Here is a 20,632-nt window from a genome sequence, read left to right as displayed (position 1 = left end):
TTCGTTTCCGTATGCGTCAATTCGACGAGCGAGCCGCAACGGTCCCGCTCCGAGGTAACCGACTCCTCAGCCGCGAAACGCGGGCTCGAGCTTCTCCAGGCCCAGTGGAGCGCCGACGCGCTCGCCTTCGTAGCGCAAGCCATCGGCCGCAACCGTCAGCACGCCACGCAGGCACCAGCTCACGACCTGCGGATAAATGCGCAGTTCCACGTCGCGCATCACGCGCTCGGCAAGGCTGGCTGCATCGTCGTCAGGCAGCACCGGCACCGCGCCCTGCATCAGCACCGACCCGCCGTCGAGTTCTTCGGTGACCAGGTGCACGCTCGCTCCGTGCTCGGCGTCGCCGGCCGCGATCGCGCGCGCGTGCGTGTCGAGGCCCGGATAGCGCGGCAGCAGCGAGGGATGGATGTTGAGCAGCCGCCCTTCGAAAGCGCGGATGAAGGACGGCGTCAGGATGCGCATGAAGCCCGCGAGCAGCACCAGATCGGGCTGCAGCGGCGCGATCGCGTCGATCAGCTGCGCATCGAAGGCCTCGCGCGTCGGATAGTCGCGATGCGCGATGACGCGCGTCGGAATCCCCGCATCCCGCGCGAGCCCGAGCCCTGCCGCATCCGCGCGATTCGACACCACCAGCGCGATGTCGGCCTCGATGCGGCCGTCACGTGTCGCGTCGATGAAAGCCTGCAGGTTCCGACCGCGGCCGGAGATCAGCACGACGAGCCTGCCCCGCGGCAAGCTCACGCGAAGCGCACGTCCTGCTTGCCCTTGACGATCTCGCCCATGACGAAGGGCTTGAGCCTGGATTTCTTGAGTTCGGTGAGGGTCTTGTCGACGGCCTTGCGCGGCACCACGAGCACGAAGCCGACGCCGCAGTTGAACACGCGCCACATCTCGTCCTGCTCGACCTTGCCCTGTTCCTGCAGCCAGTCGAAGATCGCCGGACGCGTCCAGCTGGCGGTGTCGACGACCGCGGCGGTGCCCTTCGGGAAGCAGCGCGGCAGGTTGCCGACGATGCCGCCACCGGTGATGTGCGACATGCCGCGAATCGGCAGCTTGGCGTCGAGCAGCTTGAGCACCGGCTTGACGTAGATCGAGGTCGGGGCGAGCAGCGCATCGCCGAGCGTGCCCTTGCCGAAGGCGTCTTCGAGCCTGGCGCCGCTCACCGCGAGAATCTTGCGGATCAGCGAATAGCCGTTTGAATGCGGGCCGCTCGACGGCAGGCCGATCAGCACGTCGCCGACCTTGATGCCGCTGCCGTCGATGATCTTGCTCTGCTCGGCCACCGCCACGCAGAAGCCGGCGAGGTCGAAATCACCCTCGGAATACATGCCCGGCATTTCGGCGGTTTCGCCGCCGACCAGCGCGGCGCCTGCAAGCTTGCAGCCTTCGGCGATGCCCTTGACCACCTGCGCGGCGACTTTCTTGTCGAGCTTGCCGGTGGCGTAGTAATCGAGGAAGAACAGCGGCTCGGCGCCCGAGACGAGCACGTCGTTGACGCACATGCCGACGAGGTCGATGCCCAGGCCCTGCACGCGGCCCGAATCGATGCCGAGGCGCAGCTTGGTGCCGACGCCGTCGGTGCCCGAGACCAGCACGGGCTTCTTGTATTTCTTCGGCAGGCCGACCAGCGCGCCGAAGCCACCGACACCGGCGAGCACTTCGGGCCGGCGCGTGCTGCGCACGATCTTCTTGATGTCGTCGACGAGTTCGTCACCCGCGTCGATATCGACGCCGGCGTCGCGGTAGGACAGGCCTTTCGAGGAAGTCATGGGGCTTGATCTGATACGGGATCTGGTAGGGAGCGCTACGGGTGCGTCGCCGCCTCGCGAGCGGACGATGGGATCGGTGAACGCGGTAGGGCGCGGATTCTAACCTGTGAAAACCCGCCCAGGCACCGGATAATGGCCTCCTGCCCCTCCTGAAACCTCCATGAGCGACGACGCCAGCTCCAACCCGGCCACCTCCTCGCTGCGCGAGAACTGGCCCTGGATCGCCATCGGCATCCTGCTGCTGGTGGTGACCTGGCTGCTGTCGCCGATCCTGACGCCCTTCGTCGTCGGCGCCGGGCTGGCCTACATGGGCGACCCGCTCGTCGACCGTCTCGAAAAGCTCAGGCTCTCGCGCACGGCCGGCGTGAGCCTGGTGTTCGTGGTGCTGACGGTGTTCGCGCTGCTGGTCATCGCGCTGGTCGTGCCGATGCTCGGCGAACAGCTCGGGGTGCTGATCCACAACATTCCGGACTGGCTGGTCTGGCTGCAGGACAGCGCGCTGCCCAAGCTCGGCGTGAGCCTGCCCGAAGGCATCCGCCTCGACGCCGAAGGCCTCAAGACGCTGATCACGGACAACTGGTCCAAGGCCAGCAACGTACTGCCGGCGATCTGGCAGCGCGCCTCGGACTCGACCGGGGCGATCATGACCACGGTCGCCAACCTGTTCCTGATCCCGATCGTCACCTTCTACCTGCTGCGCGATTGGGACCGTCTCGTCGCCTGGATACGCGGCGTGATTCCGCCGCGCTGGCGTCCGACCGCCGATGGCCTGGCGCGCGAAACCGACGAGGTGCTCGGCGCCTTCTTCCGCGGCCAGCTCACGGTCATGACCGCGCTGACGGCCTATTACTGGCTCGCGCTCTGGCTGACCGGGCTCAAGCTCGCGCTGATCGTCGGCCTGATCATCGGCATGGTCAGCTTCGTTCCGTATCTCGGCGCGATCATCGGCATCGTCACCGCGGTGATCGCGATGGCGGTGCAGACGCAGGAGCTCACGCCTTTCATCTGGCTGGCGGTCGTATTCGCGGTCGGCCAGTTCCTCGAATCCAACGTCTTCAGCCCCTGGCTGATCGGCGACAAGATCGGCCTGCATCCGGTGGCCGTGATCTTCGCGGTGATGGCCGGCGGCCAGCTGTTCGGCTTCATCGGCGTGCTGCTCGCGCTGCCGGTGGCCGCGGTGCTCGCGGTGATGCTGCGGCACACGCTCACGCACTGGTTCCAGAGCCGGCTCTATCTGGACCCGGCTCTCGATCCGGCGCCCGAGGCGCCCGCGGAAGCCTCCCTCCCCGCGCTGCGCGAAGACGCGTGAAGGGCGAGCAGCTCGCGCTGTCGGTCCAGCTCCGTAGCACCGCCAGCTTCGACACCTATTTCGCCGGCCCGAACGAAGCCGCGCTCGCCGCGCTGCGCGAGCTGCACGATTCACCGATCGGCGGGATCTACCTGTTCGGGCCGGATGGTGTCGGCAAGAGTCATCTGCTGCTGGCGACCGCGCGGCATTTCCAGCAGCAGGGTTTGCGCGTGGCTTACCTGCCGCTCGCGAACTTTGCGGAGCGGCCCATCGAGCTGCTCGACGGCGCCGACGAGGCCGACCTGCTCGCGCTCGACGATCTCGACATCGTCAGCGCGGATCGCGATTGGGCGTATGCGCTGATCCGCCGCTTCGACAAGCTGCGTGCGAACCAGCGTCGCTGGCTGGTTTCCGCGTCACACGCGACCGACCGGCTCGATTGCGCGATCCCCGACCTGCGCACGCGGCTTCACCAGTCCGCCCGCTTCGGCCTGCGCGCGCTCGACGATGCCGATCGCAGTCGCTGGCTGCGCGAGAATGCGCTGGCTCGCGGGCTCGAGTTGCCCGACGAAGCCGCGCGCTGGCTCATCCACCATCTGCCGCGCGACGCGGCAAGCCTGATCGCCGCACTCGACACGCTCGATCACGCCTCGCTGAGCGCCAAGCGCAGGCTCACGCTGCCGTTCGTGCAGAAGACCTTGGGTTGAATCAGGACGGCCGCAGACCCTGCGCGATGCGCTCACGCGCCAGGAAGCGCACGTAAAGCACCAGTCCGACGAATTCGAGCGCCGCAACCGTGGCGATGCCGAACACCGCCCATTTGTTCTGCGGCTCCGCATAACCCGCCGACAGATAACCGGCCGCGTAGAACGCCAGCATCATGCTGGCCCAGCTGTAGGTGTAGCGACGGCCGCGCAGAATGCCGGCGAGCGGCAGGAACAGCGGCAGCGCCAGCAAGCTGCCCTTGCCGAAATCGCCGCGCAGCGTGACGAGCACGATCAGCAGCAGGTGCATGCCCGATGCGAGCAGGCGCATCCAATGGCTCAGCGGCCTGACCTTCATGACGACAGCTTCGCGGCGAACCAGGCGACGCGACGGCCGAGCGCCTGGCACAGCGCGCGCTCGTCCGCGCTGAGCGGCCTGGGCTTGGCGTCGGTGCCGGCGACGTGCGAAGCGCCGTAAGGCGTGCCGCCGCTCTGCGTCGTCGACAGCGCCGGCTCGCTGTACGGAATGCCGGTCACGAGCATGCCGTGATGCAGCAGCGGCATCAGCATGGTCAGCAGCGTGCTTTCCTGGCCGCCGTGCTGCGTGCTCGTCGATGTGAACACCGCGGCCGGCTTGCCCGCGAGTGCGCCCGACAGCCACGGACCCGAGGTCGAATCGAGAAAATACTTGAGCGGCGCGGCCATGTTGCCGAAGCGCGTCGGGCTGCCGAGGATCAGCGCCGAGCATTCGCGCAAATCGTCGTGCGTCACGTAGACCGGACCGTCTTCCGGGATCGCCGGCGCAGCGGCTTCGGTGACCGTCGACACCGCCGGCACCGTGCGCAAGCGCGCGACCGCGCCGGCCGCTTCCACGCCACGCGCGATCTCGCGCGCCATCGCGGCCACCGAACCGTTGCGCGAGTAGTACAGCACCAGGACGTCGCTCACTCTTTGGTTTCCCGCTCGAAGATGAATTGGCTGCGGATTGTATTGAGTTGGCGCGCCCGGCATGAACTCGAAGCACCGCGCGCCATCGGGCGTGCCGACTCGATACTCGGTCATCGCTCTCCGTGCCGGCGAGGCGGCCTCGCCTCGACAGTGGCATCGCCAGACGGGCTTGGGCGATCATCGCAGCTCCGACGCTGCCCCTTCCGCACAAGGAACGCTTTGCCGATGCTCTCGAGGCTCGCTCCCGCCCTGCTCTGCGTTTCCCTGATGGGCGCCTGCGCCGCCCCGACGCGGCTCGATCGCGACCCGATCCGCCGGCCGCCTCCGCCCTTGCCCCCGCTACCGACGATGGCGAATCCACCGCCGACCGTGCTGCCGAGGATTCAGGCTTCCGCCGAATCTCGCAGCGTTCCGCCGGCAAGCACGGCGCCGTCTTCATCGGTGCCGTTGCCGCCATCCGCAGGCGATGCGACGACGATGCGCCAAGCGCAGGAAGCCTTGCAGCAGTCGTATCAGTTCACCGGCCTCTCCGATTCCCAGCTCGCGCAGCAGAAGAGCGCCGAAGCCCTGCTCGTGCAAGGCCAGAGCAAGCCGGCGCTGCAGGCCTTGCAGCGGCTCAACCAGGAATTGCGCACGGGCAACAAGTCCTACGTGGTCAAATCGGGCGACAGCCTGTGGGTGATTTCGGGCAAGTCCGAGGTCTACGGCAACCCGTGGCTGTGGCCGCTGATCTGGCAATCGAACCTGCAGGTGCTGCCGAATCCGGACAAGCTCGCGGCCGGCCAGCAGCTCAAGATCCGGCCCAATCCGACGATCCAGGAAGTGGTCGACGCGGTGACCTACGCGCGCGAGAAGAACCAGCGCAGCGAAACGCGCATCGGCGAGATCCAGGAATCGGGCAAGCCCTAGCCACCGAATGGCTCAGCCGCGCGTCAACCGCGATACCAGCGCTTGTTGAGCACCTTGATGACGTGGTCCGGATACTGCGGTTGGCCGAGGCTGCCGTTGTAGCGTGCGAGCGCGTTGACGAGGTTGCCCCTCTCGCGGTCGAGGTAGAAGCGCAGGATCGTGCAGCCCATGCGCAGGTTGGTTCGGGTATGGAACAGATTCTCGTCCGGCCCGGCGATCTCGCGTAGCCAGAACGGCATGATCTGCATGTAGCCCTGGGCGCCCGCGACCGAGATCGCATAACGGTCGAAACGGCTCTCGGTTTCGATCACCGCGAGCGCGAGCTCCGGCGGAATCCGCGCCTGCGCAGCCTCGCGATGCAGGATGCGCAGAAATTCGAGCCGCTCCGCATCGTTCTTGATATAGCGCTTGAGCCGGCCCGACATGTCCATGAGCCAGACTTCGGCGGTGTAGCGGTCGTCGAAGCTGTCGGCCGCTGCGATGGCCTTGGCGAGCATCGCGCGCAGTTCGGGCTCGGGCTCGCCGGTGGGGCCGGCGAAGGCGCTGGCGCTCGCGAACAACAGCCAGAGTCCACCGGTGAAGCGGATGAAACGATGGCCAACCCCTCTCCCACTGCGAGAGGGGCGAGGGGTGAGGGACTCGCCATCATGGCCAGCCTCGGCTATCACCGCGACACCCTCATCCGCCCCTTTGGGGCACCTTCTCCCGGAGGGAGAAGGCAAACCGCTTCGCGAGATTTGCGCGGGCCTTCCAAGCTCAACCGAGCTTTTCGAGAACCGCTTCGAGCGTGGCCGGAATCATCTCGGCCTTGTCCGCGCGACGGTGCTTGTACTCGAACTGGCCGGCGGCCAGGCCCTTGTCGCCGATGACGATGCGATGCGGAATGCCGATCAGGTCGGCGTCCGCGAACATCGGGCCCGGACGCAGGCCGCGATCGTCGAGCAGCGCATCGACGCCCGCCGCGATCAGCTGCTCGTAGAGCGTCTCGGCGGTTTGCTTGGCGGTCGGCGACTTGTCGGTGCCGATCGGCGTGACGATGACGCGGAATGGCGCGATCGCGTCGGGCCAGATGATGCCGTTGGCGTCATGGCTCTGTTCGATCACGGCCGCGGCCATGCGCGAGACGCCGATGCCGTAGCAGCCCATTTCGGGCGTGATGCTCTCGCCGTTCTCGCCCTGCACCGTCAGGCTCATCGCCTTGGAATACTTCTGGCCGAGCTGGAAGATGTGCCCGCCTTCGATGCCGCGCAGCAGGCGAATCGTGCCGACGCCATCGGGCGACGGGTCGCCCTCGACGATCATGCGCAGGTCGGCGGTCTCGGGCTCCGCGCAGTCGCGTCCCCAGTTCACGCCCTTCAGGTGATGGTCGACTTCGTTGGCGCCACAGACGAAGTCGGCGACTTCGGCCGCCGCGAAATCGGCGATGACCGGAATCGGCGCGTTGACCGGGCCTAGGTAGCCCACTTCGCAGCCGAAGGCCTTCTGCACGTCCTCGATCCTGGCCATCTCGAACGGACTCGCCACCTTCGGATGCTTGGCCGCCTTGATCGGGTTGATCTCGTGATCGCCGCGCACCGCGATGCCGATCAGCCCGCCGTCGGCCGCCTTGGCGACCATCAGCTTGACCTTGGCCGTCAGCGGCACCTTCATGAATTTGGAGACCTGCTCGCAGGTCTTCTGGCCCGGCGTGCTGACTTTTTCGAGCGTCGCAGCAGCGGCGGCGCGCGTGCCGGTCGGCTTGGTTTCGGCCGCTTCGACATTGGCCGCGTACGAACCCTCGGTCGACACCGCGAGCAAGTCCTCGCCCGCGAGCGCGAGGATGTGGAACTCCTCGCTCTTGGCGCCGCCGATGTTGCCCGAGTCGGCCTGCACCGGACGGAAATCCGCGCCCACGCGCGTGAAGATGCGGATGTAGGCCTCGCGCATGAGTTCGTACTGCTGCGACAGGTCCTCGGCCGTGGTGCTGAACGAGTACGCGTCCTTCATGAGGAATTCGCGCGCACGCATGACGCCGAAGCGCGGACGGCGCTCGTCGCGGAACTTGGTCTGAATCTGGTAGTAGTTGATCGGCAGCTGGCGATAGCTGCGCACGTCGGCGCGCACGATCGCGGTGATCACTTCCTCGTGCGTCGGGCCGTAGCAGAAGTCGTTCTTGTGGCGATCCTTGATGCGCAGCATCTCGTCGCCCATCACGTCCCAGCGGCCCGATTCCTGCCAGAGCTCGGCCGGCTGGATCGACGGCATCAGCAGCTCGACGGCGCCCGCGCGGTTCATTTCCTCGCGCACGATGCTCTCGATCTTGCGCAGCGTGCGCAGGCCCAGCGGCATCCAGGTGTAGAGGCCGGCGCCGAGCTTGCGGATGAGGCCCGCGCGCAGCATCAGCCGGTGGCTGACGATCTCGGCGTCGGCGGGCGTCTCTTTGGTGGTGGCGATCGGAAAGCGGGACAGGCGCATGGGTTTGCTGGTGGCGGCTTGAGGAAGGCCGCGATTCTACTGGCTCCGGCGGATTTGCTCGCGGGCATTCTGGCGCCCGCGCCCGCCGCGATGCGCCGGCCAGCCGCCGTCAGGTGTCTTCCGAGACGACGTGCGGCGTGATCTTGACCAATTCCACGCGCAAACCCTTGGTGCGGCGAACCAGCGCGGTGAAATCCTCGAACTCGGCGGTATCGCCTTCGGCCGGCACGCGATCGAGCTTGGACATGATCAGGCCGCCGACGGTGCTGACTTCCTCTTCCTCGGCCTCCTCGATCTCGCGCCCGAGCTCGCGCTCGATGCGGTAGACCGGCGTGTCGCCCGGCACGATGAAGCTGCCGTCCGGCAGCCAGACGAAGCGCCGGTCGGTGCGGTTGCCGCGCCGGGATTCGTGCTCGTCGGTGATCTCGCCGAAGATCGCTTCGAGCACGTCTTCCATGGTCACGAAGCCGACCAGGCTGCCGTCGGCGTCGTTGACGAGCGCCAGGTGCGGCGCACCGCCGCGGAAGCGACGCATCAGTTCGAGCGCCGATTCGGTCTCGTCCACTTCGAGCGCTTCGCGCAGGTTATTGCGCAGGCGCTTCTGCAGATCCTCGCCCGAAGGCTCGAGCAGGATGTCCTTGATGTGCAGCACGCCGAGGATGCGCTCGCCTTCCCCTTCGGCGTCGACGAGCGGATAGCGGCTGAAACGATGGTTCTGGATGATGCGTCGGATTTCGGCGGCGCTGTCGTCGGTGGCGATCGTCACGAGCTCTCGGCGCGGGCGCATGAGATCGCCGGCTTCGAGGTCGGCGAGTTCCAACGTGTGCGCGACGATGGTCTTGATCTCGATCTCCGGGCCTTCCGGCGTGACCATGCGACTGTGATGCAGGATCAGCGAGAGCTCTTCGGGGCTGTAGTAATCGCCCCCGCCATGCGCGGCCCCGTCGCCGCCCAGGCCGAACAGGCGCAGCACCGAATTCGAGCTGTGGTTGAGCACCCAGATCGCCGGGAACATCGTCCAATAGAACAGAAACAGCGGCGCGGCCGTGATCAGCGACAGCTGCTCGGGCTGGCGGATCGCGAGCGACTTGGGCGCGAGTTCGCCGAGCACGATGTGCAGGTAGGAGATCACCGCGAACGCGAACACGAAGGCGATGCTGTGGATCACCGCCGGCGATCCGACGCCGAGCGCGGTCAGCGGCCCTTCGAGCAGGTGCGCGAACGCCGGCTCACCGACCCAGCCGAGGCCCAGCGAGGCCAGCGTGATGCCGAGCTGGCAGGCCGACAGGTAGGCGTCGAGCTGATCGTGCACCCGGCGCAGCATGCGACCGCGCCAGCCGTGCGCCTTGGCGAGGTCTTCGACGCGCGTACGGCGCAGCTTGACGATCGCGAACTCGGCGGCAACGAAGAATCCATTCAGCAAAACCAGCAGAAACGCAACGATGAGCAGCAGGCTGTCGTGAAGAACGGACATCGGGGACCAAGCAAAGGGCGAACCGCCAGTGTACGACATGAGACACCTGGCATCGGCAATGTGACGATAGGTTCACTTTAAGTGCGAAATGGCCTGCGTCGACTCGGGCGAACAGCTCACCCGATGCCCTGGCGAGGGCTGACGCCTGACCGCAAGGTAATTGCACTTCTTGCCCCGACACTCAGGGTAGTCGGGGAAAAACATGAGCCATGGAAGGACGGCGAGACGGTGCGGACCGGTCGCCGAGGTAGTCGGTCCGCACCGAAAACCGGCCCATCCGCCACCGCCGGTCTCGGCACCACGCAAACCACCACCGCTGTTCACCGTTCTGATTCCGACTTACAACCGGGCTCATCTGGTGACTCGCGCGTTGAACAGCGTCGCCGCCCAGGAGTTCAGCGACTTCGAGATCGTGGTGGTCGACGATGGATCGAGCGACGGCACACTCGGCGAAGTCCGTCGCTGGTCGCAACGGACGGGGCTGCCGGTGACTTCGATCTGGAAGCCCAACGGCGGAGCGCACTCGGCTTACAACCTCGGCGTTCGCCAGGCACGCGGCGAATACATCGTGGTGCTGGGCTCGGACGATCAGCTGCTGCCCGATGCGCTGCGGAAAATGGCCGATGCGTGGGCTTCGATTCCGGCTGCGAAAAAGCAGGCTTATTGCGCCGTGCTCGGCCACGGATTGCACTGGTCGAGCCGCCGCCTGGCCGGCGATCCGTATCCGCACGATGTCTGGGATTCGGATTTCCTGCAGATGAAACAGCGCTGGGGAATCAGCGGCGACAAGCCTGGCGCGTATCGGCGCGACCTGCTGATGCGGCATCCGTTTCCGGTGTTCGAGGGCGAACGCTTCATGCGCGAATCGTTTGTCATCAAACAGCTCGCGCAGCGGTACCGCACGCGCTTCGTCAACGAGAGTTTTCAGTTGTTCGAGTATCAGCGCGACGGCCTGTCGGCTTCGGTGCGCAGGCTGCGCGTTTCATCGCCACGCGGCATGGCCCTGTGCTATCGCGACGAGGCCAATCGCCACACCGTCGGCTTCTCGCCGGGCCAGCGCTTCGAGGCGCATCTGCAGTATGTCCGCCATGCCTGCAATGCCGGCATCGGCTTGCGCGCACAGTGCGGGCAAATCGAATCGCGTACCTGGCTGCTGCTGGCGCTGCCGTTCGGGCTCGTCAAGCATTGGCGCGATCGTCTTGCCGATGCGCCGCAGCGGCAGGCACTGGGCGGCCGCCGCGCGGACTGAAGCGAACGGCCGGCGACTCTGTCAGCGGTTCTCGATCGTCACGTCGCCCGAGAAGCTCGACAGATCGACGCGCGCCTTGCCGTCGCCGAGCTTGATCTCGCGCTTGCCCTTGGAACCGCTGGTGGCGACCGCTCCGGCGATGCGGTTGTTGAAGCCGCCGCTGAAGGTGTTGACGTTCAGCGCGGCCGACACCGAGGCCGGAACCCGCATGCGCAGGTCGCCCGACAGCGTCTCGCCGCTGACGCGCGCATCGGCCGTGAATTCGCCGTCGAGCTCCAGATCGCCCGAGATCGACTTGAGCTTGAGCTCGCTGAAGGCAGCCGCGCCGGCCACCTCGGCATCGCCCGACACGGTTTCGAGCACGAGCTTGCCCGACAGCCCGCGCGCGTTGATGTCGCCGCTGACCGTGTTGAGCTTGCTGTCGCGGCTCGGGGCCTGCACGTCGATGTCGCCGCTGACGGTGCGCGCTTCGAGACGCGTGGATTCAAGCTTGAGCCGCACGTCGCCGGACACCGTCGCCGCCGTCACTGCCCCGCGCGAGCCGTTGACGACGATGTCGGAACTCACGCCGTCGAGCTGCAGCTGCGCGTTCGCCGGCACCTTGATCGTCAGCGTGGTGTCGCCGACGTCGCGGCGCTTGTTCGGATTGCGCACCAGCACTTCGAGCTTGTTCTTGTTGCCGCTGACGTCGAGCTTGTCGACGCCGTCGCCGAGCGTGCCGCTGATCTGCACTTCGTTTCTGGACCAGGCGCTGACCTCGATGAGCCCGCAGACATTGGAGACGTGCAGCTGGCCGTCGGCATCGAGCGGATGACGCTCGTCGATCGGCGTTTCGGCCCAGGCGCTGGTGACCGACAGCAGCGCGGCGGCGACCAGCATCAGCGCCGGATTGAGCGACCGCGTGTGGGGGAATGGGATTTTGAACATAAGGACTCCGTAGCCGCGAAGCGGCCTTTTCAGCGCTGAGCTTTGTCGAGCAGGTGATGCAGGTTCTGCTGCTGGCCCTGTGTGGTCACCAGCAGACGCTGCAGATAAGCGGATTGCGGATCTTCGGCCATCGCCCGGCGCAGCTGCGCCTCGGCGTTGTCGACGAGCTTGAGGTTGGCCTTGATGAGCCCGCGATTCTGTTTGCGCAGCTCCACCGGAGCCGAGCGCCAGCTGGCCGGCACGGCCTGGGCTCCGCCGTCGAACGCGGCTGCAGAGGGCGCGACGCTGCGGGCGAACTTCGTGGTCGCCGGCTCGGCCGAGGCGACCGGCGGCTGCGACGCGCCGTCCGGGTCGGCCATCGATCCGGGCAGCTTGCCGACCAGCATCAGCGAGACGATGGCGGCCGTGAAGCTCGCTGCCGCGGCCATCGGCAGCCAGCTGCGGCGGCGCGGGCGCAGGGTCTTCGTCCCGAACGCCGGGCGCTGTGGGGGCGCCGGCTCGGCGCGGCCCTTTTCACGCGCATCGAGTCGGGCCTCGATGCCGGCCCACAGGTCGCGCGAGGGCTCGCGCTCCATCGTCAGGCGTTCGAGTCCCGGCACGCGATCGACCGGGTGGTCGTCTTCGTCGTCGTGCATGTTCATTCCAGCCACTCCTTCATGAGCTTGCGGGCGCGGTGCAGCTGCGCCTTCGAGGTGCCGACGGCGATGCCGGTCAGCTCCGCGATTTCCTCGTGTTTGTAACCCTCGATGTCATGCAGCAGCAGCACGCTGCGCGCACCGGGCGGCAATTTGGCGAGCGCCCGTTCGAGGTCCAGGCGCTGCCCGATGCGCTGCTGCGGATGCTCGCCGAAGGCCGCGTCGCCCTCGCCTTCAGCCTCGCCGGCGGCGTCGACGAGCAGATCGTCGAACGACACCCAGCGCCGCATGAGCCGGTACTCGCCGAGCACCAGGTTGACCGTGAGCCGGTGCAGCCAGGTCGAGAACTGGCTGTCGCCGCGAAAGCTGCCGAGCTTCTCCCAGGCGCGCACGAAGGCGTCCTGGGTGGCCTGCTCGGCCTTGCGCTCGTCTCCGTTGACGAGCCGGCAACACAGGCCGTAGACGCGCCGCACGTGTCGCCGGTACAGCTGCTCGAAGGCGCGCGCATCGCCGGCCGCGGCCGTGCGGGCGAGCCCCAGATCGGTGACGTCATCGGCGGTCGGCGCAGCGGCGGCGGGCTGGGTCGGCTGCGGCATCGGCGGCGACAGGGGCGCGGTCTCCAATTGGCGGTAGGCGATGGTCGACATCATTTGCAGGTCTGATGCGCGAACCCGGCCGAAGGTTTACGCGCACCTACAATAGGCGACGCGCTGATCCGGAGCAGCTTGCCGCATGGCCACCACCGTCACCATCACTTACCTGCAGTCGTTCTCGCCGGCCGAGCTCAAGGCCGCCGCGTCCGCGCAGGCCAACGACGTCGCCCTGATCCGCGCCGAGGTGCCGAGCCCGCCGCTGAACCGCTTCCTCTATACCGCGGTCGGCGGCGACTGGTACTGGCGCGACCGCCTGGTCTGGAACTACGAGCGCTGGATGCAGTACCTGAACCGCGACGAAGTGCAGACCTGGGTGCTCTACCGGCGCGGCACGCCGGCCGGCTACCTCGAGCTCGAGCTGCAGCGCAGCGGCGAGGACGTGGAGATCGTCTATTTCGGCCTGCTGCCCGAATTCATCGGCCAGGGGCTCGGCGGCTGGCTGCTGTCCGAAGGCATCCAGCGTGCCTGGGCGATGGGCCCGACCCGGCGCGTCTGGGTGCACACCTGCACGCTCGACGGCCCGCATGCGCTGGCCAATTACGAGGCGCGCGGCCTGTCGATCTACAAGACCGAGAGCCTGATCGTGCCCGAGGTCGGCGAGCCCGACGGCCCCTGGCCCGGCGCGCGCCGCAGCGCATGAGCGCGACCTTGTCCGAATCGCCGCAATCATTGTTCGCACTCGTCGCCGGGGCGCATCTGCTCGCGGTCAGCTCGCCCGGGCCGGACTTCGCGATGGTGGCCCGGCAGACGCTCGCGCATGGGCGCAGCACCGGGGTCTGGACCGCGCTCGGCATCGGCAGCGGCATCGCGTTCCATGTCGCCTGGGCGATGTTCGGGCTCGGCTGGGTGGTGGAGCGCTTTCCGCTGCTGCTGGAGCTGCTGCGCTACGGCGGCGCGGCTTTCCTGCTCTACATGGGCGTCTCGGCCTTGCGTGCCAGGCCGACGCCGCCGGCCGAGCCCAGCGCCGCCGGGGCCGTGCCGGGCTCGGCGCGCAGCTTCGGCATCGGCCTGGCGACCAATCTGCTGAACCCGAAGGTGATGATGTTCTTCGTCGCCCTGTGCTCCACCGTCATCACCCGCGACACCTCGATCGCCCTGCGCCTGGGCCTCGGCGCCTGGATGGCCGGAACGACGATGCTCTGGTTCAGCCTGGTCGCCTGGGGCCTTGGGCACCAGGCCCTGCGCGAGCGCCTGCAAAAACAGGCGCACTGGATCGATCGCGGCATGGGCGTGCTGCTGGTTGGGCTCGGGCTACTGAGCTTGTTGCCGGTGAATTGAACTCACCGAATACGCAGGTCGGATAGGCCGCTCGACGACGAAGATCGAGCACCTTTCAGCACACGCGGAAACCAAGCTCAATTCTTGCCCGACGATTCCATCGCTTTTCCGAAAGCGATGATTCCGACGACGAAGAGAACCACCGCGACCAACACGCCGGCTCCAAGCCCTGCGCCTGCGGTTTTTGCCGCAGCGCTCTTCTTCACTTCCAACGCCTTGATCTGATCGAATCCGATCTTGGATTGCCTGCCGGCGTCATCCTTTCCCACCATGAACGTGTTCGAAATCTCCGTGATCTGGAGCGTGTAGGCCGTATTGGTTTTGGTCGTCACATGGACGGTGTCGCCTACGGAAATCTGCGGCGCACCCGGAGCCGGCACCTCGACCGCCTTCATCGAGGTACAACCGATCAGGCAGGCGCTGACAAACAACGCGATGACAGCACGAAACATGGAAATCCTTGGTGGCGATTCGAGCGGAGGTGATCCGCTCGAATCATCATGGATTTTCGCATCTCAGTGCCGCCGCTCCTGGAGCGAATCGCTACGCGGTTGTGACTCGCGACCATGATCGGGGCGGTATCGTCACCCGACGTGAATCACAGAGTGTCGCCGGGCGGGCAGCCGCAGGACTCAGTGGCTCGAAGCCCCCGTCGCTCCGTAACCCGTTTCCGAGCGCACCAGCTGTTCGCCGTAGCGCAGGGCTTCCGTGCGCGCGGCCGTGCTGCGGTCGCTGATCGATCCCAGCCAGCAGCCGACGAAGGCCACCGTCATCGAGAACAGCGCGGGCGCGTCGTACGGGAAGATCGCCTCGGCGTTGCCAAGCACCTTCACCCAGACCGCCGGGCTCAGTACCGTGAGCATCACCGCGGTCAACAGGCCGAGCCCGCCGCCGATCAGGGCGCCGCGCGTGGTCAGGCCGCGCCAGAGCATCGCCAGCAGGATGATCGGGAAGTTCGCGCTCGCCGCGATCGCGAACGCCAGGCCGACCATGAAGGCCACGTTCTGCTTCTCGAACGCGATGCCCAGGCCGATCGCCAGAATGCCGAGCGCGATAGTGGCGTAGCGCGAGACACGCAATTCTTCGGCATCGTTGGCCTTGCCGCGCTTGAACACGTTCGCGTACAGGTCATGCGAGACCGCCGCCGCCCCCGACAGTGTGAGCCCGGCGACCACCGCGAGAATCGTCGCGAAGGCCACGGCCGAAATGAAACCGAGGAACAGATCGCCGCCGACCGCATGTGCCAGGTGCACGGCCGCCATGTTGCTGCCGCCGCGCAGGCCGGTACCGTCGAGATAGAACGCGTTGGTGCCGACGAGCACGATCGCGCCGAAGCCGATGATGAAGGTCAGGATGTAGAAGTAGCCGATGAAGCCGGTCGCGTAGAGCACGCTCTTGCGTGCCTCGACCGCGTCCTTGACCGTGAAGAAGCGCATGAGGATGTGCGGCAGGCCAGCGGTGCCGAACATCAGCGCGAGGCCCAGCGACACCGCCGAGACCGGATCCTTGACGAACTTGCCGGGCGCCATGATCGCCTCGCCATCCGCGTGCGCCGACACCGCGCTGCGGAACAGCGTGTCGAACGAGAAGCCCATCTTGGCCATCACCATGAAGGCCATGAAGCTCGCGCCGCCGAGCAGCAGGATCGCCTTGATGATCTGCACCCAGGTGGTCGCGAGCATGCCGCCGAAGGTCACGTAGACGATCATCAGCACGCCGACGATGACGACCGCGATGTCGTAGTCGAGCCCGAACAGCAGCTTGATGAGCTGGCCCGCGCCGACCATCTGCGCGATCAGGTAGAACGACACCACCACCAGCGTTCCGGCCGCGGACAGCATGCGGATGGGCTTCTGCTGCAGCCGATAACTCGCCACGTCGGCGAAGGTGAACTTGCCGAGATTGCGCAGGCGCTCGGCGATCATGAACATGATCACCGGCCAGCCGACCAGGAAACCGATCGAGTAGATCAGCCCGTCGAAGCCCGAGCCGAACACGAGCGCCGAAATGCCCAGGAACGAAGCCGCAGACATGTAATCGCCCGCGATCGCCATACCGTTCTGAAAGCCCGTGATGCCGCCGCCCGCGGTGTAGAAATCCGCGCGCGACTTGGTGCGCCGTGCCGCCCAATAGGTGATCCCGAGCGTCGCCGCGACGAACGCGAAGAACATGATGATGGCGGTGAGGTTGAGCGGCTGCTTCTGCGCCTGGCCTTCGAGCGCGGCGGCGAATGCCGGCTGCTGCATCAGCAGTGCGACGAGGCCCGCGAGCAAGAGTCGAAGGCGGCTCATGACTTGGCCCCCTTGAGCGCTTCGGCCGCGAGGCGATCGAACTCGCCGTTGGCGCGCCAGACGTAGATGCCCGTGAGCACGATGGCCGACAGGATCACGCCGAGCCCGACCGGCATGCCGATGGTGATCACGTCGTCGATCTTGATCGCGAGCAGCTTCGGCGCGAACGCGACAGTCAGGATGAAGCCGTAGTAGATCGTGCACATCAGCACGGTCAGCACGATCGCGAAGCGTCCACGGCGGGCGCGCAGCCGTGCGAAGGCCGGGCTTTGGTAGATGCGGCGGACATCGGGCGGCAGGGCGGCGGATTCTTCCGCCGTGAGAACGTCGGCCACGGGCGCTGCGGGGGCATTCATGATTTTCTCCTCTCGGTTCTTATGAACTGCTATGCGAGCCAGAATAGGCGCGGCCCGCGAGCCGGGGCCATGCGACGTTGGTCTTAAAAATGTCGTGCCGCATGAAGACTTTGGTCTAATGCCCGCGAGCCGGATAAAACCAGGACCCCCCTTGCTCCCCAGTTGGCTGCTATTTCTGACCTCGGCGACCTACGTCGCCCTGCTGTTCGGCATCGCCTTCTACGGCGACCGCAGGGCGCGCAGGCTCGGCAAGCCGGTGCGCAAGCACTGGGTCTACGCTCTGGGCCTGGGGGTCTACTGCACCTCGTGGACCTTCTACGGCGCGGCCGGCCGCGCGGCCACCAGCGGCTGGGATTTCCTGCCGATCTACCTCGGCCCCGCGCTGCTGTTCGTATTCGGTTACACCATGCTTCGTCGCATCGTTGCGATCAGCAAGCGCCACAACATCACCTCGATCGCCGACTTCATCGGCGCCCGCTATGGGCGCCATCAGAAGCTCGCGATGCTCGTCACCTTGATCGCGGTGTTCGGCGTGCTGCCCTACATCGCACTGCAGATCAAGGCGGTGGCTTTCAGCTTCGACGTGCTCGTCGGCCCGGCACCGGCCGGACGCGCGGACGGCAACGCCCTGCTGATCTCGTTCCTGCTCGCATTGTTCGCGATTTTGTTCGGCACTCGGCACGTACTGTCGACCGAGAACCATCACGGCATGATGCTGGCGATCGCGTTCGAATCGATCTGCAAGCTGCTCGCGTTCATCGCCGTCGGCCTTTACGCCTGCTACGGCCTTTTCGACGGAATCGGCGATGCGTATGCGCAGGCGCTGGCGCTGCCGCAGGTTTCGGAATCGCTGCAACAGGCCGACTGGCAGCTCGGTTTCGCGACGCAGACCTTGCTCGCGGGGGCTGCCGCGCTGTGTCTGCCACGGCAATTTCATGTCACCGTCGTCGAGAACGCCGGTACCGCCGACCTGCGCACCGCACGCTGGATGTTCCCGCTCTATCTGGGTCTGATCAGCGTGCTCGTGATGCCGATCATGGCCGCCGGCGTCCACTACCTTCCGAGCCCCACGCCGACCGATGCCTACGTGCTCGCGCTGCCACTTTCGCAAGGCCATCCGTGGCTCGCGCTGATCGCGTATCTGGGCGGTTTCTCGGCCGGAACCAGCATGGTCATCGTCTCGAGCGTCGCCTTGTCGACGATGATCTGCAACGAAGTCGCGATGCCCTTGCTGCTGAGCTGGCAACGCCTGGGCCTGGCCGGGCGCACTGATCTTTCGCGCATCGTCAAAACCATCCGCCGCGCGACCATCGTCGCCCTGCTGATGCTCGCCTACCTGTACTACCGGCTGTTCACGGGACCGGGTTCGCTCGCGTCGATCGGCCTGCTGTCGTTCTCGGCCGTGCTGCATTTTCTGCCCGCGCTCGTCGCCGGCCTCTACTGGCGGCGCTCGACCTACGAAGGGGCCATCGCCGGGCTCGTCGCCGGATTCGCGAGCTGGTGCTACGTGCTGCTGCTGCCGACCGTCATGCAGGGTTCACCGCTGGGCATCGCCTTGCTCGGCGAAGGGCCGCTCGGCATCGGCTGGCTGCGCCCGGTGGCGATGTTCGGGCTCGACGGGCTCGATCTGATCACGCATGGAACGCTCGTCAGCCTCGCACTTCACCTGCTGGTCTTCGTCGTCGTTTCGCTTGCATCCACGCCCGGCCTGCGTGACCGCCTGAGTACCTCGCGCTTTCTCGAAGACGAGAACCAGCAGCCCGATCTGCCGATCGTGCCGCCGCGCTCGAACGCCACCGTCGGCGATCTGCAGACCCTGCTCGAACGCTTCTTCGGCGCCGAGCGTGCACGCGGCTACATCGCCGAGTACGGCGCGCGATCGGGCCGCGTGCTGCAACTCGATGCGCGCATCGAGCCCGCGCAGGCGCGCTACGTCGAGCACCTGCTCGCGAGCGCGGTCGGCAGCTCGTCCGCGCGCCTGGTGCTCGCTTCGACGCTGCGCGGACGCGACATGCAGATCGAAGACGTGGTGCGCCTGCTCGACGAGACCTCGCATGTCATCCAGTTCAACCGCGAGCTCATGCGCGCGACACTCGAACATCTCGCGCAGGGCGTATCGGTGGTCGACGCCGACCTGCGCCTGGTGGCCTGGAACCAGCGCTATCTCGATCTGTTCGAGTACCCGCCCGAACTGATCACGGTGGGCCGGCCGATCGAAGAGGTGATGCGCCACAACGCCGAGCGCGGGCTGCTCAGCGGCGGAGAAGCCACGCACGAAGCGATCGCGCGCCGGCTCGATCACATGCGCCGCGGCAATGACTACATGCACCAGCGCGAGCTACCCAACGGCATGGTCATCGAGATTCGCGGCAACCCGATGCCGGGCGGCGGATTCGTGACGAGCTACTCCGACGTCAGCGACTACAAGCGCAACGAAGACGCCCTGCGCGAGATCAACGAAACGCTCGAATCGCGCGTCGCCGAACGTACCGCCGAACTGACCGCGCTCAACGCCCAGCTCGCAGCCGCCAAGCGCGCGGCCGAACAGGCCGATGAGGCCAAGACGCGCTTTCTGGCCTCGGCTTCGCACGATCTGGTGCAGCCGCTCAACGCGGCGCGCCTGTTCACGTCGGCGATCGACCGCGCAGCGCTCGCCGAGCCGCAGAGCGCGCTGGTCAAGCAAGCCGAGGATTCGCTGTCTGCGGCCGAAACCCTGCTCTCGGGCCTGCTCGACATGTCGCGCCTCGATGCCCGCTCGCAAGCGCCGAGACGCGAGCATTTCGTCGTCGCCGACGTGCTCGATCCGCTCGCCGCCGAGTTCCGCGCGCTCGCGGCCAAGAGTGGCCTGCGCTTTCGCTACCGGCGCAGCAGCGCGGTGATCGAGAGCGATCCGCGCTTCTTGCGACGCATCGTCCAGAACTTGCTGTCCAACGCCTTGCGCTACACCGTGAGCGGCCGCTTGCTGCTGGGTTGCCGGCGCATCGGCAACGGTCATCTGCGCATCGAGGTCTGGGACACCGGACCGGGCATCGCAGCCGAACAGCAACAGGTGATCTTCGAGGAATTCCGCCGCCTGCAGGCACAGGACGCGCGCGGCGAGCGCGGCATGGGCCTGGGCCTGGCGATCGTCGATCGCATCGCCCGCATGCTCGACCATCCGATCGGCCTGCGATCGTGGCCCGGTCGCGGCAGCGTGTTCGCGTTGACGGTGCCGCTCGGCACGCGCTCGCGCCTGCGCTCCGCGCCCGTGCGGCCCGCACCTTCGGGCCATGCGCTCGCCGGTCGCCTGATCCTGTGCATCGACAACGAACCGGCGGTGCTCGCTGGGCTCGTCGCGCTGCTGCAGAGCTGGGGTTGCGACGTGATCGCCTCGACCGATGAAGCCGGCGCGCGCGACGTCGGCGCGGATCGCGTACCGGAGCTGATGCTCGTCGACTATCACCTCGACGCGGACGTCAGTGGCGTCGCGGTCGCCGAACGCCTGCGCCAGGCTTGGCGGCGCTCGGTGCCGGGCATCGTGCTCACGGCGGACCACACCCAGCAGGCACGCAAGGACGCGCAGGAGCACGGCTTCGCGCTGCTGCCCAAGCCCGTGAAGCCCGCCGCCTTGCGCGCGCTCATGAGCCGGCTGGTGAGTCAGGAGCCTTGACCGGGCCGCCGCAACGACACGCCGATCAAGCGTCGCGAGCGCACGCGG

At 66.9% G+C, this 20,632-nt stretch carries 20 protein-coding genes; 7 read left to right on the top strand and 13 right to left on the bottom strand.

All coding sequences use genetic code 11. The features are described 5' to 3' along the window. Positions 1 to 66: 66 nt before the first annotated feature. Positions 67 to 741, bottom strand: a complete 675-nt coding sequence (gene purN, locus WQQ_RS16335) for a phosphoribosylglycinamide formyltransferase (RefSeq protein WP_040454268.1) — start codon at positions 739 to 741, stop codon at positions 67 to 69. Beyond that, entirely contained in the window at positions 738 to 1,769 is a 1,032-nt protein-coding gene (purM, locus tag WQQ_RS16330) for a phosphoribosylformylglycinamidine cyclo-ligase (protein ID WP_007186336.1), read from the bottom strand. The genes purN and purM overlap by 4 nt, the downstream gene beginning before the upstream one ends. Before the next feature lie 160 nt (positions 1,770 to 1,929). Here purM and WQQ_RS16325 point away from each other — a divergent pair, with 160 nt between their 5' ends. Both WQQ_RS16325 and hda read left to right on the top strand, forming a co-directional pair. Beyond that, the gene (locus WQQ_RS16325) at positions 1,930 to 3,078 is read left to right on the top strand and encodes an AI-2E family transporter (RefSeq protein WP_007186335.1); all 1,149 of its coding nucleotides are present in this window, start codon (positions 1,930 to 1,932) and stop codon (positions 3,076 to 3,078) included. Continuing rightward, complete coding sequence (gene hda / locus WQQ_RS16320) at positions 3,075 to 3,764, top strand: DnaA regulatory inactivator Hda (RefSeq protein ID WP_007186334.1); 690 nt, start codon at positions 3,075 to 3,077, stop codon at positions 3,762 to 3,764. Before WQQ_RS16325 ends, hda begins: the two co-directional genes overlap by 4 nt. 1 nt (position 3,765) lies before the next feature. On the opposite strand, the gene WQQ_RS16315 is transcribed toward hda, so the two are convergent. Together WQQ_RS16315 and wrbA are read right to left on the bottom strand one after the other, a co-directional pair. Further along, positions 3,766 to 4,119 (bottom strand): DUF2069 domain-containing protein, encoded by a 354-nt coding sequence (locus WQQ_RS16315; protein ID WP_007186333.1) that lies wholly within the window; start codon positions 4,117 to 4,119, stop codon positions 3,766 to 3,768. After that, positions 4,116 to 4,709 carry an NAD(P)H:quinone oxidoreductase gene (gene wrbA, locus WQQ_RS16310; protein WP_040454265.1) on the bottom strand — a complete coding sequence of 198 codons (594 nt, stop codon included), beginning with the start codon at positions 4,707 to 4,709 and terminating at the stop codon, positions 4,116 to 4,118. The genes WQQ_RS16315 and wrbA overlap by 4 nt, the downstream gene beginning before the upstream one ends. A 225-nt stretch (positions 4,710 to 4,934) precedes the next feature. Between wrbA and WQQ_RS24745 the strand changes: the two genes are divergently transcribed. After that, the gene (locus WQQ_RS24745) at positions 4,935 to 5,618 is read left to right on the top strand and encodes a LysM peptidoglycan-binding domain-containing protein (protein WP_007186331.1); all 684 of its coding nucleotides are present in this window, start codon (positions 4,935 to 4,937) and stop codon (positions 5,616 to 5,618) included. 23 nt (positions 5,619 to 5,641) lie between these two features. Here the strand turns inward: WQQ_RS24745 and WQQ_RS16300 are convergent, their stop codons facing one another. The 3 genes from WQQ_RS16300 to WQQ_RS16290 form a co-directional block, all read right to left on the bottom strand. After that, positions 5,642 to 6,178, bottom strand: coding sequence for a lytic transglycosylase domain-containing protein (locus tag WQQ_RS16300; RefSeq protein WP_007186330.1), 537 nt, complete (start codon positions 6,176 to 6,178; stop codon positions 5,642 to 5,644). Between the two features lie 196 nt (positions 6,179 to 6,374). Continuing rightward, positions 6,375 to 8,072, bottom strand: coding sequence for a proline--tRNA ligase (locus tag WQQ_RS16295; RefSeq protein WP_007186329.1), 1,698 nt, complete (start codon positions 8,070 to 8,072; stop codon positions 6,375 to 6,377). A gap of 109 nt (positions 8,073 to 8,181) precedes the next feature. Beyond that, positions 8,182 to 9,546: a hemolysin family protein gene (locus WQQ_RS16290; RefSeq protein WP_007186328.1), complete on the bottom strand. Its 1,365-nt coding sequence runs from the start codon at positions 9,544 to 9,546 to the stop codon at positions 8,182 to 8,184. A gap of 202 nt (positions 9,547 to 9,748) precedes the next feature. On the opposite strand from WQQ_RS16290, the gene WQQ_RS16285 reads away from it, so the two are divergent. After that, positions 9,749 to 10,795 carry a glycosyltransferase family 2 protein gene (locus tag WQQ_RS16285; RefSeq protein WP_083844599.1) on the top strand — a complete coding sequence of 349 codons (1,047 nt, stop codon included), beginning with the start codon at positions 9,749 to 9,751 and terminating at the stop codon, positions 10,793 to 10,795. A 21-nt stretch (positions 10,796 to 10,816) separates the two neighbouring features. On the opposite strand, the gene WQQ_RS16280 is transcribed toward WQQ_RS16285, so the two are convergent. Genes WQQ_RS16280 through WQQ_RS16270 form a run of 3 tightly spaced genes read right to left on the bottom strand, consistent with a single transcriptional unit; the run spans position 10,817 to position 13,004 of the window. Continuing rightward, positions 10,817 to 11,722, bottom strand: coding sequence for a DUF4097 family beta strand repeat-containing protein (locus WQQ_RS16280; RefSeq protein WP_007186326.1), 906 nt, complete (start codon positions 11,720 to 11,722; stop codon positions 10,817 to 10,819). A gap of 29 nt (positions 11,723 to 11,751) precedes the next feature. After that, positions 11,752 to 12,363, bottom strand: a complete 612-nt coding sequence (locus tag WQQ_RS16275; RefSeq protein ID WP_007186325.1) for a hypothetical protein — start codon at positions 12,361 to 12,363, stop codon at positions 11,752 to 11,754. Next, positions 12,360 to 13,004: an RNA polymerase sigma factor gene (locus tag WQQ_RS16270; protein WP_007186324.1), complete on the bottom strand. Its 645-nt coding sequence runs from the start codon at positions 13,002 to 13,004 to the stop codon at positions 12,360 to 12,362. Before WQQ_RS16270 ends, WQQ_RS16275 begins: the two co-directional genes overlap by 4 nt. Positions 13,005 to 13,089: 85 nt before the next feature. On the opposite strand from WQQ_RS16270, the gene WQQ_RS16265 reads away from it, so the two are divergent. After that, positions 13,090 to 13,650 (top strand): GNAT family N-acetyltransferase, encoded by a 561-nt coding sequence (locus WQQ_RS16265; RefSeq protein WP_007186323.1) that lies wholly within the window; start codon positions 13,090 to 13,092, stop codon positions 13,648 to 13,650. Continuing rightward, positions 13,647 to 14,288: a LysE family translocator gene (locus WQQ_RS16260; RefSeq protein WP_007186322.1), complete on the top strand. Its 642-nt coding sequence runs from the start codon at positions 13,647 to 13,649 to the stop codon at positions 14,286 to 14,288. The genes WQQ_RS16265 and WQQ_RS16260 overlap by 4 nt, the downstream gene beginning before the upstream one ends. A 77-nt stretch (positions 14,289 to 14,365) precedes the next feature. Here the strand turns inward: WQQ_RS16260 and WQQ_RS16255 are convergent, their stop codons facing one another. The 3 genes from WQQ_RS16255 to WQQ_RS16245 all read right to left on the bottom strand — a co-directional run bounded on the left by WQQ_RS16255 (position 14,366) and on the right by WQQ_RS16245 (position 16,935). Further along, a complete protein-coding gene (locus tag WQQ_RS16255) occupies positions 14,366 to 14,740 on the bottom strand; it encodes a hypothetical protein (RefSeq protein WP_007186321.1) in 375 nt (124 codons plus the stop codon). Between the two features lie 180 nt (positions 14,741 to 14,920). Continuing rightward, positions 14,921 to 16,579 carry a cation acetate symporter gene (locus tag WQQ_RS16250; RefSeq protein ID WP_040454262.1) on the bottom strand — a complete coding sequence of 553 codons (1,659 nt, stop codon included), beginning with the start codon at positions 16,577 to 16,579 and terminating at the stop codon, positions 14,921 to 14,923. Next, positions 16,576 to 16,935 (bottom strand): DUF485 domain-containing protein, encoded by a 360-nt coding sequence (locus WQQ_RS16245; RefSeq protein ID WP_007186319.1) that lies wholly within the window; start codon positions 16,933 to 16,935, stop codon positions 16,576 to 16,578. Before WQQ_RS16245 ends, WQQ_RS16250 begins: the two co-directional genes overlap by 4 nt. Before the next feature lie 151 nt (positions 16,936 to 17,086). Between WQQ_RS16245 and WQQ_RS16240 the strand changes: the two genes are divergently transcribed. Next, positions 17,087 to 20,584, top strand: coding sequence for a PAS domain-containing hybrid sensor histidine kinase/response regulator (locus WQQ_RS16240; RefSeq protein WP_007186318.1), 3,498 nt, complete (start codon positions 17,087 to 17,089; stop codon positions 20,582 to 20,584). Positions 20,585 to 20,632: the final 48 nt, after the last annotated feature.

The sequence above is a fragment of the Hydrocarboniphaga effusa AP103 genome, from assembly GCF_000271305.1.
GTDB lineage: Bacteria > Pseudomonadota > Gammaproteobacteria > Nevskiales > Nevskiaceae > Hydrocarboniphaga > Hydrocarboniphaga effusa.
This window is presented reverse-complemented; position numbering and strand designations above follow the sequence as displayed.

Coding starts and splice junctions, on each gene's coding strand:
- WQQ_RS16250 (WP_040454262.1), bottom strand. CDS start 16,579: ATGAGCCGCCTTCGACTCTTGCTCGCGGGCCTCGTCGCACTGCTGATG.
- WQQ_RS16290 (WP_007186328.1), bottom strand. CDS start 9,546: ATGTCCGTTCTTCACGACAGCCTGCTGCTCATCGTTGCGTTTCTGCTG.
- WQQ_RS16270 (WP_007186324.1), bottom strand. CDS start 13,004: ATGTCGACCATCGCCTACCGCCAATTGGAGACCGCGCCCCTGTCGCCG.
- WQQ_RS16285 (WP_083844599.1), top strand. CDS start 9,749: ATGAGCCATGGAAGGACGGCGAGACGGTGCGGACCGGTCGCCGAGGTA.
- WQQ_RS16280 (WP_007186326.1), bottom strand. CDS start 11,722: ATGTTCAAAATCCCATTCCCCCACACGCGGTCGCTCAATCCGGCGCTG.
- WQQ_RS16295 (WP_007186329.1), bottom strand. CDS start 8,072: ATGCGCCTGTCCCGCTTTCCGATCGCCACCACCAAAGAGACGCCCGCC.
- WQQ_RS24745 (WP_007186331.1), top strand. CDS start 4,935: ATGCTCTCGAGGCTCGCTCCCGCCCTGCTCTGCGTTTCCCTGATGGGC.
- WQQ_RS16315 (WP_007186333.1), bottom strand. CDS start 4,119: ATGAAGGTCAGGCCGCTGAGCCATTGGATGCGCCTGCTCGCATCGGGC.
- WQQ_RS16265 (WP_007186323.1), top strand. CDS start 13,090: ATGGCCACCACCGTCACCATCACTTACCTGCAGTCGTTCTCGCCGGCC.
- WQQ_RS16255 (WP_007186321.1), bottom strand. CDS start 14,740: ATGTTTCGTGCTGTCATCGCGTTGTTTGTCAGCGCCTGCCTGATCGGT.
- WQQ_RS16275 (WP_007186325.1), bottom strand. CDS start 12,363: ATGAACATGCACGACGACGAAGACGACCACCCGGTCGATCGCGTGCCG.
- purM (WP_007186336.1), bottom strand. CDS start 1,769: ATGACTTCCTCGAAAGGCCTGTCCTACCGCGACGCCGGCGTCGATATC.
- WQQ_RS16260 (WP_007186322.1), top strand. CDS start 13,647: ATGAGCGCGACCTTGTCCGAATCGCCGCAATCATTGTTCGCACTCGTC.
- WQQ_RS16245 (WP_007186319.1), bottom strand. CDS start 16,935: ATGAATGCCCCCGCAGCGCCCGTGGCCGACGTTCTCACGGCGGAAGAA.
- WQQ_RS16325 (WP_007186335.1), top strand. CDS start 1,930: ATGAGCGACGACGCCAGCTCCAACCCGGCCACCTCCTCGCTGCGCGAG.